General features: G+C 59.1%; 18 protein-coding genes. 7 read left to right on the top strand and 11 right to left on the bottom strand.

The genetic code is table 11. The annotated features are described in order from the left end of the window. Window positions 1-90: 90 nt before the first annotated feature. The 6 genes from KZ772_RS13555 to rd all read right to left on the bottom strand — a co-directional run bounded on the left by KZ772_RS13555 (window position 91) and on the right by rd (window position 4,378). Window positions 91-732, bottom strand: a complete 642-nt coding sequence (locus KZ772_RS13555; RefSeq protein WP_290537059.1) for a hypothetical protein — start codon at window positions 730-732, stop codon at window positions 91-93. A gap of 109 nt (window positions 733-841) precedes the next feature. Continuing rightward, window positions 842-1,078, bottom strand: a complete 237-nt coding sequence (locus KZ772_RS13550; protein ID WP_290537058.1) for a DUF5062 family protein — start codon at window positions 1,076-1,078, stop codon at window positions 842-844. Further along, window positions 1,075-2,169 carry a GGDEF domain-containing protein gene (locus KZ772_RS13545; protein ID WP_290537057.1) on the bottom strand — a complete coding sequence of 365 codons (1,095 nt, stop codon included), beginning with the start codon at window positions 2,167-2,169 and terminating at the stop codon, window positions 1,075-1,077. The genes KZ772_RS13550 and KZ772_RS13545 overlap by 4 nt, the downstream gene beginning before the upstream one ends. Window positions 2,170-2,449: 280 nt before the next feature. Continuing rightward, the gene (locus KZ772_RS13540; protein WP_290537056.1) at window positions 2,450-2,830 is read right to left on the bottom strand and encodes a hypothetical protein; all 381 of its coding nucleotides are present in this window, start codon (window positions 2,828-2,830) and stop codon (window positions 2,450-2,452) included. Window positions 2,831-3,011: 181 nt separating this feature from the next. Next, window positions 3,012-4,163, bottom strand: coding sequence for an FAD-dependent oxidoreductase (locus KZ772_RS13535; RefSeq protein ID WP_290537055.1), 1,152 nt, complete (start codon window positions 4,161-4,163; stop codon window positions 3,012-3,014). 50 nt (window positions 4,164-4,213) lie between these two features. Continuing rightward, window positions 4,214-4,378 carry a rubredoxin gene (rd, locus tag KZ772_RS13530; RefSeq protein WP_035245853.1) on the bottom strand — a complete coding sequence of 55 codons (165 nt, stop codon included), beginning with the start codon at window positions 4,376-4,378 and terminating at the stop codon, window positions 4,214-4,216. 257 nt (window positions 4,379-4,635) lie between these two features. Here rd and KZ772_RS13525 point away from each other — a divergent pair, with 257 nt between their 5' ends. The 5 genes from KZ772_RS13525 to KZ772_RS13505 all read left to right on the top strand — a co-directional run bounded on the left by KZ772_RS13525 (window position 4,636) and on the right by KZ772_RS13505 (window position 9,613). Next, window positions 4,636-5,193: a chorismate lyase gene (locus tag KZ772_RS13525; protein ID WP_290537054.1), complete on the top strand. Its 558-nt coding sequence runs from the start codon at window positions 4,636-4,638 to the stop codon at window positions 5,191-5,193. Window positions 5,194-5,345: 152 nt separating this feature from the next. Further along, window positions 5,346-6,218 (top strand): 4-hydroxybenzoate octaprenyltransferase, encoded by an 873-nt coding sequence (gene ubiA, locus KZ772_RS13520; protein ID WP_290537053.1) that lies wholly within the window; start codon window positions 5,346-5,348, stop codon window positions 6,216-6,218. A 446-nt stretch (window positions 6,219-6,664) separates the two neighbouring features. Then, complete coding sequence (gene phoB / locus KZ772_RS13515) at window positions 6,665-7,369, top strand: phosphate regulon transcriptional regulator PhoB (protein ID WP_290511767.1); 705 nt, start codon at window positions 6,665-6,667, stop codon at window positions 7,367-7,369. A gap of 111 nt (window positions 7,370-7,480) precedes the next feature. Next, the gene (phoR, locus tag KZ772_RS13510) at window positions 7,481-8,791 is read left to right on the top strand and encodes a phosphate regulon sensor histidine kinase PhoR (RefSeq protein WP_290537052.1); all 1,311 of its coding nucleotides are present in this window, start codon (window positions 7,481-7,483) and stop codon (window positions 8,789-8,791) included. 237 nt (window positions 8,792-9,028) lie between these two features. Beyond that, on the top strand, window positions 9,029-9,613 hold the full coding sequence (locus tag KZ772_RS13505) for a TIGR00730 family Rossman fold protein (protein ID WP_290537051.1): 585 nt from the start codon (window positions 9,029-9,031) through the stop codon (window positions 9,611-9,613). Window positions 9,614-9,691: 78 nt separating this feature from the next. On the opposite strand, the gene KZ772_RS13500 is transcribed toward KZ772_RS13505, so the two are convergent. Continuing rightward, entirely contained in the window at window positions 9,692-10,234 is a 543-nt protein-coding gene (locus tag KZ772_RS13500) for an NADPH-dependent FMN reductase (protein WP_290537050.1), read from the bottom strand. 152 nt (window positions 10,235-10,386) lie between these two features. Between KZ772_RS13500 and KZ772_RS13495 the strand changes: the two genes are divergently transcribed. After that, window positions 10,387-10,545 carry a YqaE/Pmp3 family membrane protein gene (locus tag KZ772_RS13495; RefSeq protein WP_035245841.1) on the top strand — a complete coding sequence of 53 codons (159 nt, stop codon included), beginning with the start codon at window positions 10,387-10,389 and terminating at the stop codon, window positions 10,543-10,545. A 68-nt stretch (window positions 10,546-10,613) separates the two neighbouring features. Here KZ772_RS13495 and KZ772_RS13490 read toward each other — a convergent pair whose 3' ends face one another. From KZ772_RS13490 to KZ772_RS13475, 4 genes are all read right to left on the bottom strand, one after another. Continuing rightward, the gene (locus KZ772_RS13490; protein WP_290537049.1) at window positions 10,614-11,474 is read right to left on the bottom strand and encodes a pirin family protein; all 861 of its coding nucleotides are present in this window, start codon (window positions 11,472-11,474) and stop codon (window positions 10,614-10,616) included. Window positions 11,475-11,570: 96 nt separating this feature from the next. After that, window positions 11,571-12,572: a glutathione S-transferase family protein gene (locus KZ772_RS13485; RefSeq protein WP_290537048.1), complete on the bottom strand. Its 1,002-nt coding sequence runs from the start codon at window positions 12,570-12,572 to the stop codon at window positions 11,571-11,573. Window positions 12,573-12,645: 73 nt separating this feature from the next. Next, window positions 12,646-13,239: an FMN-dependent NADH-azoreductase gene (locus tag KZ772_RS13480; RefSeq protein ID WP_290537047.1), complete on the bottom strand. Its 594-nt coding sequence runs from the start codon at window positions 13,237-13,239 to the stop codon at window positions 12,646-12,648. 110 nt (window positions 13,240-13,349) lie between these two features. After that, window positions 13,350-14,117 carry a hypothetical protein gene (locus KZ772_RS13475; protein ID WP_290537046.1) on the bottom strand — a complete coding sequence of 256 codons (768 nt, stop codon included), beginning with the start codon at window positions 14,115-14,117 and terminating at the stop codon, window positions 13,350-13,352. Window positions 14,118-14,344: 227 nt separating this feature from the next. Between KZ772_RS13475 and KZ772_RS13470 the strand changes: the two genes are divergently transcribed. Beyond that, window positions 14,345-15,247 (top strand): LysR family transcriptional regulator, encoded by a 903-nt coding sequence (locus KZ772_RS13470; protein ID WP_290537045.1) that lies wholly within the window; start codon window positions 14,345-14,347, stop codon window positions 15,245-15,247. The last annotated feature ends 20 nt before the right edge of the window (window positions 15,248-15,267 follow it).

The following is a 15,267-nucleotide window of genomic DNA, read 5'->3' as shown; positions in this document are numbered from 1 at the left end:
CGCCCCGACTGGCGGAGCGGTTTTTGAAAGCCGGGCGTGTTACGGGCTTGCCGCCGGTCACCATGAATTTCATGGCCCCCCCGCTGCGGCCTAACGCTTCAGCGCCCCGTCATTGTCCAGCTGCGACACGATGCTCTTGGCGTAGCCCTTGGCGCCATTGTTCAGGCTGTCCGGGTTCATGCTGCGGGACTGGGCCTGCCAAACGGGGCGCTTGCGCTCCACGCTGTAGACCTGGGTCTGCAGGTAGTAGTCCTTGGCGTTGTGATAATAACCGGGCTGATAGATGGCACCGTAACTGTGGCCCACATAGGGACCGTAGCCCAGATACATCGGTGCCGAGGGCACCGGCACATAGTCCACCTGGGGCGGCACATACTCGGAGCGTTCTTCCACCTTCAGCAGCGACACCACCATGACTCCGTCGGCGCCGCTGGCCTTGACTGCCGATTCGACCTGGGCACGGAACGCCTCCCGATCGGTGTCTCGCTCACCCAGGGTCTCACTGGCCAGAGTGGCCTCCACGGCCCGGCGATTCAGGCTCTTGCGCACCTGTTTTTCTGCCGTGGCGGCAACCGCAGGGTCTTCCGCCAGCACCAGCACATACATATGCCGGAAGGTGGGATGAGATTCACCGGTTTTGGTTTGCCAGGTGGAATGGGTTTCGGTGGTGGTGGCACAGGCAGTCAGTAGCAAGACAATACTGGCGATAGCCAACAGGGCAATGCGGCGCATATCAGGTCCTTTTGAAGAGGGGCACTTCCTTCGGGCGTACGAATCCATGCCCACAAGATCGGGTTCAAGGATTTTTATAACAGACCGGCAAGCAACAAGCGATACCTGGCTACTTTTGCTTGGACGCCCAGATAGCCAGCTTGTGCTGAATGGACGGCTGGGACACCTGATCTTCCGGCAACGGCTGAATTACCTTGTCATGCACCAGCAGCCGATAGATGTACTCCAGTTTTTCCGACGCAGAATCGGTGGGCTCGAACTCCACCACGCCCCGCTTTTCGGCATAGTCCACGCCCAGGGCAATGGCCTTCTTGACCAGCTCTTTCTCGTTTTTCAGTTTCTTCATCCGCTGCACACATCCGTTTTGTCGGGCCCCGCTTTATGGTGACCATTCTTGTTACTGTTTTTTTGCGAATACATACAGGTATCTGCATGTCGCAACAGCGTATCAGCGTCTTCGTACTGATGGGGGCCTGTCTGGGTCACTCCCATACTGATAGTCACATCAGGGTAGCGTTCCGACAGCAAGCTCTTCACTCGCTGGCAGTAGGTCCGTATGGTTTCCTCTTCCGTTGCATTAGCCAGAACCACACAGAATTCATCGCCCCCGAAACGCACACAGGAATCTTCCCCGCGGGCCGTTTCCAGCAGGATACGTCCCAGCTCCTGCAGCACCTTGTCGCCATGGGCGTGGCCTTTGCGGTCGTTGATCTTCTTGAAATTGTCCACATCCACGAACACCATCGATACCGGTTCACTGCGGCGCTGGGCTGACTGCAAGGTTCGGTACAGTTCTTCGTGAAGATAGCGCCGGGAAGTCAACCCGGTCAGAGAGTCCGTCCGTAATTCCCCATTGCGCCTGGCCACCGTGTCTTCCAGGCTGCGGGCATATTCTTCGGTACGATTTCTGGCTGCCTCGATCTCCGCCAGCATGCTCTGGATATAGGTCTCGAAGACCAGGGTGACATCGAAATAGATCAGCTTGTCCAGCGACCGGATCACTTCCGGCGTGGCCCCTTCTTCCTTGCCTTCACGGTCGATGCAATCCAGCAGCAGAGAGCGCAGCAAGTGCACGGCGGACAAATACAGCTTGGGCTCCACACCGATGCGCTTGTGGACCAGTCCTATGCGCAAGCGGTTGTTGATGTACTCCATGCCATAGACCCCGGAGAAAAGATCCATGATGTAGCGACGCTGGGCACATTGCAGGCGCTCCAGGGTGTCGGCGTCGCCAATCAGATTGGCAATATCCGGGTTGCTGGTCTGAATCCGGTAGAAGTCATCAACGATATGGTCAATATGAGCGCTGATCAACGGCCTGCAGCCCACCAGCACCTCGATATCCCTGTTGGTAAAATCCAGCAGTTGCTTGCGGTAATCCACCTCCAGCTCGGTGATACGCATCTGCTCAAGCAACGTTTTCAGTGCGGCTTGCATGAGTCATTTCCCCCCTATCCTTGGCATAGGGAAAAGCGGACGACATCAAATCCTGTTGGCAATCAGAGACATTGCACAAGTCCGCTTTGGACTTCTCCCCTCACTAATTGATATTACGCTTCGCTGCCGGGCACACCCAGCAAAACGGGGACTGCGGGGACATATGGTTAAAATGGGGCACAAGCGGTAGGCAAGAAATGGCAAATTCGCCGTTTTCCATTGCGGGGAGCAGACACAACAATGCCCCGGAGGTGGGGCATTGTGTGGAAGGCAGAGCCGTTTACTTCTTTTTCTTTCCCGGCATGATGAATTTCATCAGGGTCATGAACCACATCAGCTGGCCGGGATCACCTTCGATCTTGATATCGCCGGCCTGCATGCCTTCCATGAACGCCATCTGATTCTTGCCAGCCACCTGCAGGGTGCGGAAGGCGTAGCTGGCATCCTTGAAGTTCAGGGTGACGGTGGGCTGATCGTGCAGGCCGCCTTTGGATACCACCTTGCCCGGGGTGAAATGAAAGCTGCGCGCCGGCTTGCCGTTAAAGGTACGCCACTGCATCACCACATTGCGGTTTTCCAGCTGCTTGCGAAAACCCGCATTACGCCAGGCCAGCCAGCGCAGACGCCAGCCGAGGACCAGCAGAACCAGTGCAAATTTCATGGACGTTCCTTTTCTGTCAGGGGCGAGCTTCAAGCCTCAAGCTACAAGCTGCAACACGAAGACATGCCATGCAAACCGATGACCGCTATCGCCGCGCCCATAGTGTAGCGCGGGGAAAGAGGATTTGTTCGCTACCCATTCAGCCCGCGCCTTGTAGCTTGCAGCTCGAAGCTTGTGGCTGTTACGGCATTAACGGCGGCAGTTCCTTGTTCAGCTTCATTTTCTCTTTCACCGCGTCGCCGGTGAGGGCGTAGCCCTGCAGGCTGCCGTCCTTGCCACGGAACAGGGCCTGGACGTTGTTGCCGTCTTCCTGGATTTCCCATTCGCCGTTTTCCGGATCCGCGGGCGGGCACACCACCACCGGGCAGGCCGGGGTCTTGATGGTGACCGGCATCACGCCGTAGCTCACCGCGGTGGTGTCGCCGGCCAGGGTCTTGGCCAGGGCACGGGCGGAGGCCATCAGCGGCAGTACATAGGGCAGCACATGGCCCTGTACCTCGGCGCAGTCGCCCAGGGCGTAGATGTCGTCGGCACTGGTCTGCAGGGTCTTGTCGGTGATGATGCCACGATTGGTGGCCAGGCCGGCTTCCTTGGCCAGGGCAATGCGCGGGCGCAGACCGATGGCGGACAGCACCACGTCGGATTCGATGCGGGTGCCGTCGGACAGCACGGTGACCAGCTGGTTATTGTCACTGTGGTGGTTCACCGCCTGGGCCAGGGGACCAAAGTGGAAGGTCACGCCCAGATCCGCCAGACCACGGCCCACGGCGGCAGAAGCCGGCTCCGGCAGCAGCAGCGGCAGGCAGCGACCCTGGGGCTCCACCAGGGTCACCTCATAGCCACCGTTGGACAGGTCATTGGCAAACTCACAGCCGATCAGGCCCCCACCCAGGATGGTGACCTTCTTGGCGCCCTTCAGGGCGGTGCGGAATTTGCCGTAGTCCATCAGGTCGTTGACGGAGAACACATCGCCCACGGCGTCGCCTTCCAGCGGCGGGGTCCAGGTGTCGGCGCCCAGGGCCAGCACCAGCTTGCTGTAGTCCAGATGGTCGTCCGGCAGCAACACGCGCTTGCCGGAAGGGTCGATTTCCGCCACGTGCACGTCGGTGCGCACTTCCACATTGAACTGCTCGGCAACCTTCTCCGGCGTGGCCATGCACAGGTCATCAGCGGTCTTTTCCTTGGTGAAACCGGCGGACAGCATGGGTTTGGAATAGTTACGGCCGTCGTCGCTGGTGAGCATGACGATGGGCGTTTCCTTGTCCAGCTTGCGAAATTCCTTGACGGTATTGAAGCCGGCAAGGCCGGAACCGATGATGACGATAGGTTGCATGAACAGTCCTTAATTAATCAGTGAACGGGCAGGGTGACCGTGCCAGTGGCTCAGATTTCCACCATTTCGAAGTCGTCCTTGCCCACGCCGCAATCCGGGCAGACCCAGTCTTCCGGCACATCATCCCAGGCGGTACCGGGGGCAATACCCTCATCGGGCAGACCTTCGGCTTCGTCATAGATGAAACCGCACACTACGCATTCCCACTTCTTCATCGTGAACCTCGTCGAGTTGGAGTAAGTGCTCGCTTACTCTGCTACATACAGGGTGTTTCTCGGGGGGCGATAACCTATCGGCGCACGCCCGAAAAATCAATGACATTGGGCACTGGCACGCATTGGCGCCGGGGTCCATTTACCGGGCCCAAGGCCATTATCGCTTGCCGACAAGCGCTCGCAGACCGGCGCACCGCTGACTTGCCCTGAGTCACCGCTTGCGCCATAGTCCTGCGGCCTGCGATGTTGAGAGACCCATGCTGCCTGCCGCCCTGCATCCTGACAGCCTTTGGCGCCCGCTGGAACAGCTGGTGCTGCCGCCCCGTATCCGTGACTGGATGGCGGATCCGGCGTCCCTGACCCTGCGCCTGAAGCGCCATGGTCAGTTCCGGGTGGAGCCCGGCTACCACGCCATCAGCTTTCCCCGAGCCGACGAACGGCAATTGCTGAACCTGCCCCCCCGCCGGGCCGCGCTGATCCGCGAAGTCACGTTACTGCTGGATGACACTCCGGTGGTCGCCGCCCGCAGCGTGCTGCCCCTGACCAGCCTGAGCGGCGCCAACCGCTCCCTGGGCCACATGGGCAGCCGCTCGCTGGGCCTGGAACTCTACAAACGCCCCACCTGCCTGCGAGACCAGGTCTGGGCCCGCCTCGGAGCCCCTGCAGAAGGCATGCCAGTATGCTGGGGCCGCCAGTCGCGCTTTATCAAACGCGGCGAGCCGTTGCTGGTAGCAGAATACTTCCTGCCGGCGTTGTGGGAGAAGACGCAAGCTTCAAGCTGCAAGCTACAAGGCGCGGGCAAGAGCCTTGGTTAAACGACAAGGTTATCGCCGCGCTTCCATTTTGGGTGCACTAAGGGCGGCGGCGCGGCTCCGGCGATTGCGGTTGACTACACGCCTGACTCGCGCCTTGAAACTTGTAGCTTGTAGCTTGAAACTCAACCCCGCCCCTGACAACCGGATGTCCCATGTTTGCCTTCGTTGAACAACGTTACCCGTCTTTCTGGCCCTATATCCAGCTAATGCGGCTGGATCGCCCCATCGGCACCCTGCTGCTGCTGTGGCCCACCCTGTGGGCGGTGTGGATTGCCGGGAACGGCACCCCCAGCCTGAAGACCGTGGTGATCTTCATTCTCGGGGTGATCATCATGCGTGCCGCCGGCTGTGTGATTAACGATTATGCCGACCGGGATTTCGATGGCGATGTGGAGCGCACCAAGGGGCGTCCGCTGGCCACCGGTGCCATCAGCGCCAAAAAGGCGCTGGCGCTGTTCTGTGGGCTGGGGCTACTGGCCTTTGTGCTGGTGCTGTTCCTCAACGAGCTGACCTTCTGGCTGTCGTTCGGCGGCCTGGGGCTGGCGGTGCTGTATCCCTTCACCAAACGCTTCACCTTTATGCCGCAATTGTTCCTGGGCGCCGCCTTCAGCTGGGCCATCCCCATGGCGTTTGCCGCGGAAACCGGCGCGGTGCCGGAAATTGCCTGGCTGCTGTATGTGGCCAACCTGGTGTGGACCGTGGCCTACGATACCGAATACGCCATGTGTGACCGGGAAGACGACCTGAAACTGGGCATCAAGAGCACCGCCATCCTGTTCGGCGACGCGGACCGGCTGATGATCGCCATCCTCCAGGGCCTCACCCTGCTGGCCCTCATCATGGTGGGGCAGCGACTGGAATTCTCCTGGCCCTGGTATGCCGGCCTGGCTGGCATGTCCCTGAGCTTCCTGTTCCAGCACAGCCTTATCCGTTACCGGGAACGCTGGCCCAGCTTCCATGCGTTCCTCAATAATCACTGGGCCGGGGCGTGCGTGTTTATCGGGTTGTATTTTCAGTACTTCTGAGTGGCGAGCTCCTAGCTGCTAGCTACGACGCGAGTCCCAGGTGTACAACTGCTGCTCGCCATGGACTTCGCGCTGCCAAGGAAAAAACAAACAGCCCTTTAAGCGCGGGCAACCAAAACGCAAAGGGTTGCACTGTCCCATGTCGCGTTGCAGCTAGCAGCTAGTAGCTCGCCGCTTTCCTTCCTTGCTTTTCCCCCAATTTCCGACCAATTTGTCATACACATGTCACAAAAAAGCAATCTAATAGGGCAACATAGATAATCACCTGAATCCGTGACTTCAGCATGGATGCATGGTGTAAGAATTTGTTGTCACAGGGAATTTTCTGAAGAAGCGTCGCATCTGGGAATGCGATCGACTGAAGAAAATTTTCTGTGGCGGCAAAGGCTTGCATCAGGCGCCGTGATGAAGTCACGGATTCAGGTGTCAGGCAAGGAAGGAAAGCCATGTCCCGTAACCGTATTTTGATTGTTGACGACGAGCCCGCCATTCGGGAAATGGTGGCCGTTGCTCTGGAGCTGGCCGATTTTGATGTGCTGGAGGCGGAAAATGCCCAGCGTGGCCACGAAATTATTGTCGATGAGCGCCCGGATCTGGTGTTGCTGGACTGGATGCTGCCGTCTGTCACCGGTATCGAGCTGGCCCGCCGCCTCAAGCGTGATGAGACCACCAACGAAATTCCCATCATCATGCTCACCGCCAAGAGCGAAGAGGACAACAAGATCCAGGGCCTAGATGTGGGTGCCGACGACTACATTACCAAGCCGTTTTCCACCCGCGAGCTGATCTCGCGCATCAAGGCGGTGTTGCGCCGAGCCTCCAGTACGGCGGCGGACAAGGCCATCGAGGTGGAAGGGCTGTGCCTGGATCCGGTGAGCCACCGTATCAGCGCCGACGATGAGCCGGTGGACATGGGGCCCACGGAATACCGTCTGCTGGAATTCTTCATGAGCCACCAGGAACGGGCCTACTCGCGGACGCAGTTGCTGGATCAGGTATGGGGCGCCAACGTGTATGTGGAAGATCGCACCATCGATGTGCATATTCGCCGCCTGCGCAAGGCCCTGGCCCCCTTCGGCTACGATCGCTTTATCCAGACGGTCCGCGGCACCGGCTACCGTTTTTCGGTAAAATCCGCCAAGGCAGGCTGAGCCGACCCGTTCTGCATAGCGCATTGCGCGCAATCCGGAGAGGTGGTGCAATGCGGGTCGGTTACGGTTAATGCACCTATGTAGCCACAACGGAGCGGCGGAAGCGAGATCATGAAAGCCAGTCTGGCCAAGGAAGTAAATCGCATAGTCGGCCTGATTCTGCTGTCCGTTGTGGCAGCGCTGGCGGTGGGCCACATCTGGCCACTGATAGTGGGCCTGCTGGGCTATATCATCTGGAGCACCCGGCAACTGTTTGGCCTGTACAGCTGGCTGGTCCGCGATGACCATACCGAGCCCCCGGACAGCATCGGCCTGTGGGGGGAGTTCTACACCCGCCTGGAACACCTTTTTCAGAAAGAACGCCGCGCCCAGGAAAATCTGCAGGGCATCATTCACCGTGCCCAGCAATCCGTGAACGCCCTGGAAGATGTGGTCATCCTGATCGACCAGCACGGCTACCTAGAATACTGGAACCAGGCTGCGGAACGCTACATGGGGTTCAACGCCCGCCAGGATCTGGGCCAACCGCTAACCAATCTGGTCCGCCATCCGAAATTCACCGAATACCTGGGCAAGGGGGATTTCCGCGACGCCCTGGAGATTCCCTCACCGGTGGACGACAACCGTATCCTGCAATTTCGCATTACCGAGTTTGGCGTGGGCGAGCAGTTGATGATGGCCCGCGATGTGACCCGGCTCCATCATCTGGAACAGATGCGCAAGGATTTCGTGGCCAATGTGAGCCACGAACTGAAAACCCCGCTGACCGTGCTCAAGGGCTACCTGGAAACCCTGCTGGACACCGTCCCGGAGGAACAGTCCCGACTGCGCCGGGCCCTCGCCCAGATGGACAACCAATCCAACCGCATGGAGGCCCTGGTGTCGGATCTGCTGTTGCTGGCCCGGCTGGAAGGCACCGATGCGGACAACCTGAGCCAGGCGGTGCCGGTGCACGGCATGCTCAAGCGCATGCGCGAGAATGCCCTGGCGATCAGCGCCGACAAGGGTCACAGCATCGAGCTGGAGGTGCCCGAAGAAGCCCGCCTGATCGCCAACCCGGCGGAACTGGAAAGCGCCTTCGGCAACCTGATCACCAATGCGGTGAAATACACTCCTGCCGGTGGCCAGATCCGCATTCGCTGGTGGCAGGATGAGCGTGGCGCGCATCTGGCGGTGAGCGACAACGGTGTCGGTATCGACCCGGCCCATATCCCGCGCCTCACCGAACGCTTCTACCGCCCGGACAATAGCCGCGTCACCGAAACCGGCGGCACCGGCCTGGGCCTGGCCATCGTCAAACATGTAATGATCCGCCACAACGGCAAGCTGGAAATCAAGAGCGAGCTGGGCAAAGGCAGCGTCTTTACCTGCCATTTCCCGGCGGATCGGTTGGTGAGTAAACCTACGGCGGTGGCGGGGTGAGTGGTACTTTTAAATACCCCGCCGTAGGAGCGTCGCTGGCGGCGCGAACCTGAACGCAGTGCATAAAACCAAAATCTGAAAAGCGCTATTTACCACAGAGGACACAGAATTCACCGAGGAAAAGATGGGTTTCTTCTCTGCGTGCTCTGTGCCCTCTGTGGTGAAAATGCTTTTGATCCAGGTCTGCCATCGCGCCGCCAGCGACGCTCCTACGGCGCAGGGATTAGGTGAATATCCATGAAAAAAATCTGCGTCTATTGCGGCTCCAGCCCCGGTGAGGGAAACGACTACATTGAAGCCGCCGAAGGACTCGCCCAGGAACTGGTTCAGCGTAATCTGGGATTGGTCTATGGCGGAGCCAGCGTGGGAGTCATGGGCGCCATCGCCAATGCGGTGATGCAGCGGGGCGGTGAAGTGATCGGCATTATTCCCGATGCGCTGATGCGCAAGGAAATCGGTAACGACCATCTCACCGAACTGCGGGTGGTGGGCTCCATGCACGAACGCAAGGCGGCCATGGCCGATTGCTCCGATGGCTTTATCGCCTTGCCCGGTGGCATGGGTACGCTGGAAGAAATTTTCGAAATTCTTACCTGGGCGCAACTGGGTTTTCACCACAAACCCTGCGCCCTGTTAAACGTGAACGGCTATTACGACCACCTGATCACTTTTCTCGATCATGCCGTTGACCAGGGCTTTCTCAGACAGGCACACAGGGATCTGCTGCAGGTTCACGACACTCCGGCGGCACTACTGGAAAGCTTCGCGAATTATCAGGCGCCGGATGTCACCAAATGGATTCGTCGCGAAGAGCAGCTTTGAATTTGCCCTGCAAGGCCTGCAATGGTGCAGTTCGCCCGAGGCTCAATGGCACCCTACGCTCAATGCGAACTGCACCGTTTATTTCAGAGTGTCCGCCCAGGCCTGTAAGGCGGCCAGTTGCTTGCCGATCATGTCCTTGGTGGCCTGGTCCTGCAGGTCGCCCTTGTCATCGCATTTTTCGTGGGCGGCGGAGACGAACACTTCCGGCTTGTTGAGCGGATGCACATCCAGGAACACCAGCACCTGGCGCAGGTGGTACTGGCTGCGGCTGGTGCCCATGCCTCCCATGGAGGCGCCCATGATGGCGGCAGGCTTGCCGGCGAAGATACCGCCCGGTACCCGGGATAACCAGTCGATGGCATTCTTCAATACACCGGGGATGGAATAATTATATTCTGGGGTGGCAAACAACAGGGCATCCGCAGCTTTTACCTGTTCTGCCAGGGCGGTCACCGGGGCAGGGCGATTGTCTCCGTCGTCATCACCGTTATAGAGCGGAATATCACTGATGTCGGCAGCGATGATTTCCATCCCTGCCGGCGCCAATGCCTGGGCAGCACGGACCAGGCCGCGGTTGAAGGATTGCTCGCGCAGACTGCCCGCTATGGCCAGAACTTTCATGGTTTTTCTCCTTTCCCTGATCAATGACAACGCCCAGCTTCCCGGAAAATCACGGTGCAGGCAATCCAATCTGTGCAAGGCTTTGTATTTTTTTAACAGACGTAATGAGGTAAAGAATTTACAGTGGGGTTTTCGGACTGAAGGAGAACCGCATGGACCTGCTACGCATTCTCATTGCCATCCTGCTTCCGCCACTGGGAGTGTTTCTCCAGGAAGGGATCGGCAAGCATTTCTGGATCAATATCGTGTTGACCATCCTCGGCTACATTCCCGGTATCGTGCATGCGGTATGGGTGATCGCCTCACGCTAGCGACAAGACTCTCCGCCACAAAAAAGCCCCGGCGAGTGCCGGGGCAAGTTGGGGGTTGAACTTGACCGTCACAGCGAGGACGGTTCGGCGGTCAGGGTACCATCGCGATAATCACTCAGGGCCTGGTTGATCTCGTCCTGGGTGTTCATCACGAACGGGCCGTACTGGGCAATGGGTTCGCCGATGGGCTTGCCCGCCAGCAGCAACAATCTGGCACCATTATCACCGGCCACCAGGGTGATCTGATCACCGTCAGTGAAGGTCGCCAGGTGATCGGTTTTCACCGTTTCGCCAGCAACACCGACCTGACCTTCGAACAGGTACAGGAAGGCGTTATAGCCCTGGGTCAGTGGCACCGTCACCGTTTCACCGGCGCGCAATTTCACGTCCAGATAAAGCGGATCGGTACTGCCGCCTTTTACCGGTGCGCTGATCACCTGGTTACCAATCGTGACCTCACCGGCAATGGCCTTGATCTGGCCACCACTGGCCAGGTCCAGACGCGGTATCTCACTGTCGGTAATATCCCGGTATCCGGCCGCCTTCATTTTTTCTGCCGCCGGCAGGTTGATCCACAGCTGAAAGCCGCGCAGCAAGCCATCCTGTTGCTGCGGCATTTCCTCATGAATGATGCCTCGACCGGCTGTCATCCACTGCACACCGCCCTGCTGCAGATCCCCTTCGTTACCCAGATGATCGCGATGCTTCATGTGGCCTTCCATCAGGTAGGTCACGGTTTCAAAGCCCCGGTGCGGATGCGGCGGGAAACCGGCAATATAATCATCCGGGTTGTCGGAGGAGAACGCATCCAGCATCAGGAAAGGGTCCAGGCGCACCATGGGGTTGTAACCCAGTGCTCGCTTCAGGCGAACGCCAGCACCATCGGATGTATCCAGTGCGCGAATAGTGTTGAGAATTGTGCGTTCCATGGGAACCTCCTGTGAAAGCAGCTACGAGCTTCGAGCTACTAGCTGCCAGTTAAAAAGAAAACCGGTTTGGCTTTTCTCGCAGCTAGTCGCTCGTAGCTAGCCGCTGATCTCTCTTTCACCCAACCGCTCTCGCCCGTGAGGTGAATCCCAATCCAGCTCTGGCCCGATGGAAATAATCCCGTGGGGATTGATCGTCGGGTGGCTGCGAAAATAGTGGTGGCGGATATGCGCCATATTCACTGTCTCCGCCACGCCGGGCAGTTGGTAAATCTCTTTCAGAAACCCGTTCAGGTTCGGGTAATCCGCGATGCGCTTGCGGTCACACTTGAAGTGGGTGACGTACACCGGATCGAACCGCACCAGGGTGGTCCACAAACGCAGGTCCGCCTCGGTCAATGTGTTACCCACCAGATAGCGCTGCTCGCCAAGCCGTTGCTCAAGGGCATCCAGCTGCTCGAACAGGGCCGCCACCGCTTCATCGTAGGCGTCCTGGCTGGTGGCGAAGCCGGCCTTGTAGACACCATTGTTCACGTCGTTGTAGACATGCTCGTTGATGGCATCAATCTCCGCCTGCAGAGCCTCGGGATAGAAATTACCCGGTGCCGCACCCAGCCCGTCAAAGCTGGTGTTGAGCATGCGGATGATTTCCGCGGACTCATTACTGACGATGGTTTCGCGCTGCTTGTCCCACAGCACCGGAACGGTAACGCGGCCGGTGTAGTTGTCATCCGCCTTCAGGTACAGCTCATAGAGCTTGCTGAAGCCATACAGCCCATCACCGGTGGCGCCGTCAAAGTCATCGCGCAGTTCCCAGCCGTTTCCCAGCATGTGCGGATGCACCACGGACACGCCGATATGCTGTTGGAGACCTTTCAGCGCCCGCACGATCAGGGTGCGATGGGCCCAGGGGCAAGCGTAGGACACATACAGGTGATAGCGGCCGCTTTCTGCCTGAAAGCCACTATCACCACTGGGACCCGCGCTGCCGTCGGCGGTAACCCAGTTGCGGAACTGGCTTTCGGAACGCTTGAAACGTCCACCGGTGCTCTTGGTGTCGTACCACTTGTCCTGCCATTTACCGTCGACCAGCAGTCCCATGGGGAAATCTCCTGTTGTGTTCGTTGCTATTCTTTAGGGTCGGATGTCTGACCTCCGACGTCCGACCCATCCCTCAACTCGCCTGCAATGCCTCGCGGGCTTCGTTCAAGGCCTTTTCCTTTGCCTCGTCACCCATGTTCAGGCCTTCGGCAAACACGAAAGACACGTCGGTGATGCCGACAAAGCCGAAGAACAGCTTGATGTACGGGGTTACCGTATCGTTCTCGGTGCCGGCGTACAGTCCGCCACGGGCGGCAACCACGGTGACCGGCTTGTCCTCCAGCAACCCCTGCGGGCCATTTTCCGTGTAGCGGAAGGTAATGCCGGCGCGGGCCACATGGTCAATCCAGCTCTTCAACTGGCTGGGGATGCCGAAGTTGTACATGGGCAGGCCAAGTACCACCTGATCCGCCTCTTTCAGCTCGGCGATCAGTGTCTGGGAAAAGGCCTCCACAGCCTGCTGATCGTCAGTGCGCTGATCCGCCGGGGTAAAAAAGGCACCGACACGCTCGCCGTCCAGATGCGGAATCGGCTCGGCGGACAGGTCACGCACTACCACGTTAGCCTCGGGATGCTGTGCCTTCAGGCGCTCTACCTGCTCGTTGACCAGGGTGGAAGAATTACCGTTATCGCCGAAAACGCTGCTTTTGATGACCAGAATATTCATGACCCCAACTCCTTGTTTGTCACCGGCGGTTGCCGGCTTTGCGACTTTGTTGGGGCTATGATGACCTCAGATAGGATGATGAAAAACCCAATAGAATTGGGCCATTCAATCTAATCATTCGATGCTTTTGCCGCGCCGATGACACCGGCCAGGGCGGCGGAAGGGCCGGCAACCGGTTCACCTTTCCAGGACAGGCCCAGATCATTCATGGGCAACGCCAGGTCCAGGCGGGTCAGGGTGGTTTCCGCTGGCTCCAGCACGGTAGCCAGGGCCTTGAATGGCGGCGGCTCGGGCACATTCAGTACCGAATGCAAGGGCACCGTGGTATTGATGTGGGTATTCAGCGGCACGGAAAGCGTCTGGTCCAGTGCCACCCGGGCAGGCTGGCTAAATGCCAGGGGCAGGCTCTGGCGCACCGGCACTACCGTATTTACGGGCACGTTAAGGCGAATCGGCAGCACGCCCCGGATGGGAAGCTTGGTCCACACCCCCATGATCTTCACATCCAGCACCGCTTCCAGCGGCATCATCTCGTCCACCCGCACCATGGTCTGGAATGGCACATCCAGGTTCACGTCCACCGCGCCATCGAAGTCCACGGTCACGTCCAGGGTTTCCTGCAGGGGCACCTGGACCACCTGATTAACCGGCACGCGGGTTTCGACGTTGCCATCCACCAGCAACTGCAGGCCTTCCTGCAGTTGCACGTCGATGGGCAGGGCCTGGGTTATGGCCACCTGGGCAATCTGGTCACGCAGCGCCAGTTCCGCCCCCAGATGACGCCACACCCAACCGGCCAGCACCACCGTCAGGGCAAAGGTCACCAGCAGCAGGGCAAGAATGGCAATCAGCAGGGATTTGCGAATAACGATTTGCATGACAGAACAGTGCTCCACTGGCTCTGTGGCAGCACAGAACCTGTTGTTATTGGGTATGGCAACGAGGGCAGCAGAGAACAGCCCGGGCCAGAAGCGCGAGCGCATTTTAGTCGGGCGGCGCAGGAAACACAGTGTTGATCGCGCTTTTTTACCGCCTCAGACTTCTAATTAAACCTGAACTGATATATGAATGGGGAAATACTCACTTTCAGGTCAGGAAATTCGATATGTCAGCCAAAATCAGCCTGGACCAGTGGCAAGCCCTGATTGCCGTGGTGGACGAGGGCGGTTACGCCAGCGCCGCCGAGGCACTGGACAAGAGCCAGTCCGCCATCAGCTACGCGGTACAGAAGATCGAGACTGAACTGGGGGTACGCGCCTTTGCCCTGGAAGGCCGTCGGGCCAAGCTCACCGAGACCGGGCAGATGCTCTATCGCCAGGCCAAGGTACTGGTGGAGGAGGCCAACCGCATTGAGAGCGCCGCCATCCAGCTCAGCCAGGGCTGGGAACCGCTGGTGCGGGTAGCCGCCGACGCCCTGTTTCCCCAACACTGCATGCTGTCGGCCCTGGATGCGTTTGCCCAGCACAGCCCGCTGACCCGGGTGGAGTACACCGAAACGGTGTTGTCCGGCTCGGACGAGGCCCTGCTGCGCAAGGAGGCCGATGTGGTGATCGGCGGGCGAGTACCGCCCGGGTTCTTCGGTGATCCACTGATGCGGGTACGTTTTGTGGCGGTGGCGGCGGCGGACCATCCGCTCAACCAGATGGACAGCCTGACCCATGATGACCTGCGCCAGCACCGGCAGATCGTGATTCGCGATTCCGGTAGCCGTCGCATTGACTCGGGCTGGCTGGGGGCTGAGCAACGCTGGACCGTGTCGCATCCTTCCACACGCATTGCTGCCATTCGCCGCGGACTGGGCTTTGCCTGGGTGCCTGAATCAGAGATCGGAGATGGCCTGGAGAGCGGCGCGCTGAAGGTGCTGCCACTGGAAGAGGGGGTGGAGCGACTGATGGACCTGCATCTGATCTACGCGGACGGGCAGTATGCCGGCCAGGCCGCCCGCTACCTGGGCGAACGGATCCGCGAAGCCGCCGCGATACCGTGCCCAGGAGTGACGGTGTCTTGATGGTTTCACCACAGAGAACA

This window comes from Alcanivorax sp. (genome assembly GCF_019431375.1).
GTDB classification, from domain to species: domain Bacteria; phylum Pseudomonadota; class Gammaproteobacteria; order Pseudomonadales; family Alcanivoracaceae; genus Alcanivorax; species Alcanivorax jadensis_A.
The sequence above is the reverse complement of the archived record's forward strand: the minus strand, read 5'-3'. Positions and strand labels throughout refer to the sequence as shown.

Excerpts from the sequence above, each read along its gene's own strand:
- KZ772_RS13495 (WP_035245841.1), top strand. The coding sequence starts at position 10,387 with ATGGACCTGCTACGCATTCTCATTGCCATCCTGCTTCCGCCACTGGGA.
- KZ772_RS13480 (WP_290537047.1), bottom strand. The coding sequence starts at position 13,239 with ATGAATATTCTGGTCATCAAAAGCAGCGTTTTCGGCGATAACGGTAAT.
- KZ772_RS13555 (WP_290537059.1), bottom strand. The coding sequence starts at position 732 with ATGCGCCGCATTGCCCTGTTGGCTATCGCCAGTATTGTCTTGCTACTG.
- KZ772_RS13500 (WP_290537050.1), bottom strand. The coding sequence starts at position 10,234 with ATGAAAGTTCTGGCCATAGCGGGCAGTCTGCGCGAGCAATCCTTCAAC.
- phoR (WP_290537052.1), top strand. The coding sequence starts at position 7,481 with ATGAAAGCCAGTCTGGCCAAGGAAGTAAATCGCATAGTCGGCCTGATT.
- KZ772_RS13545 (WP_290537057.1), bottom strand. The coding sequence starts at position 2,169 with ATGCAAGCCGCACTGAAAACGTTGCTTGAGCAGATGCGTATCACCGAG.
- KZ772_RS13540 (WP_290537056.1), bottom strand. The coding sequence starts at position 2,830 with ATGAAATTTGCACTGGTTCTGCTGGTCCTCGGCTGGCGTCTGCGCTGG.
- KZ772_RS13485 (WP_290537048.1), bottom strand. The coding sequence starts at position 12,572 with ATGGGACTGCTGGTCGACGGTAAATGGCAGGACAAGTGGTACGACACC.
- rd (WP_035245853.1), bottom strand. The coding sequence starts at position 4,378 with ATGAAGAAGTGGGAATGCGTAGTGTGCGGTTTCATCTATGACGAAGCC.
- ubiA (WP_290537053.1), top strand. The coding sequence starts at position 5,346 with ATGTTTGCCTTCGTTGAACAACGTTACCCGTCTTTCTGGCCCTATATC.
- KZ772_RS13535 (WP_290537055.1), bottom strand. The coding sequence starts at position 4,163 with ATGCAACCTATCGTCATCATCGGTTCCGGCCTTGCCGGCTTCAATACC.
- KZ772_RS13505 (WP_290537051.1), top strand. The coding sequence starts at position 9,029 with ATGAAAAAAATCTGCGTCTATTGCGGCTCCAGCCCCGGTGAGGGAAAC.
- KZ772_RS13525 (WP_290537054.1), top strand. The coding sequence starts at position 4,636 with ATGCTGCCTGCCGCCCTGCATCCTGACAGCCTTTGGCGCCCGCTGGAA.
- KZ772_RS13475 (WP_290537046.1), bottom strand. The coding sequence starts at position 14,117 with ATGCAAATCGTTATTCGCAAATCCCTGCTGATTGCCATTCTTGCCCTG.
- phoB (WP_290511767.1), top strand. The coding sequence starts at position 6,665 with ATGTCCCGTAACCGTATTTTGATTGTTGACGACGAGCCCGCCATTCGG.
- KZ772_RS13490 (WP_290537049.1), bottom strand. The coding sequence starts at position 11,474 with ATGGAACGCACAATTCTCAACACTATTCGCGCACTGGATACATCCGAT.
- KZ772_RS13550 (WP_290537058.1), bottom strand. The coding sequence starts at position 1,078 with ATGAAGAAACTGAAAAACGAGAAAGAGCTGGTCAAGAAGGCCATTGCC.
- KZ772_RS13470 (WP_290537045.1), top strand. The coding sequence starts at position 14,345 with ATGTCAGCCAAAATCAGCCTGGACCAGTGGCAAGCCCTGATTGCCGTG.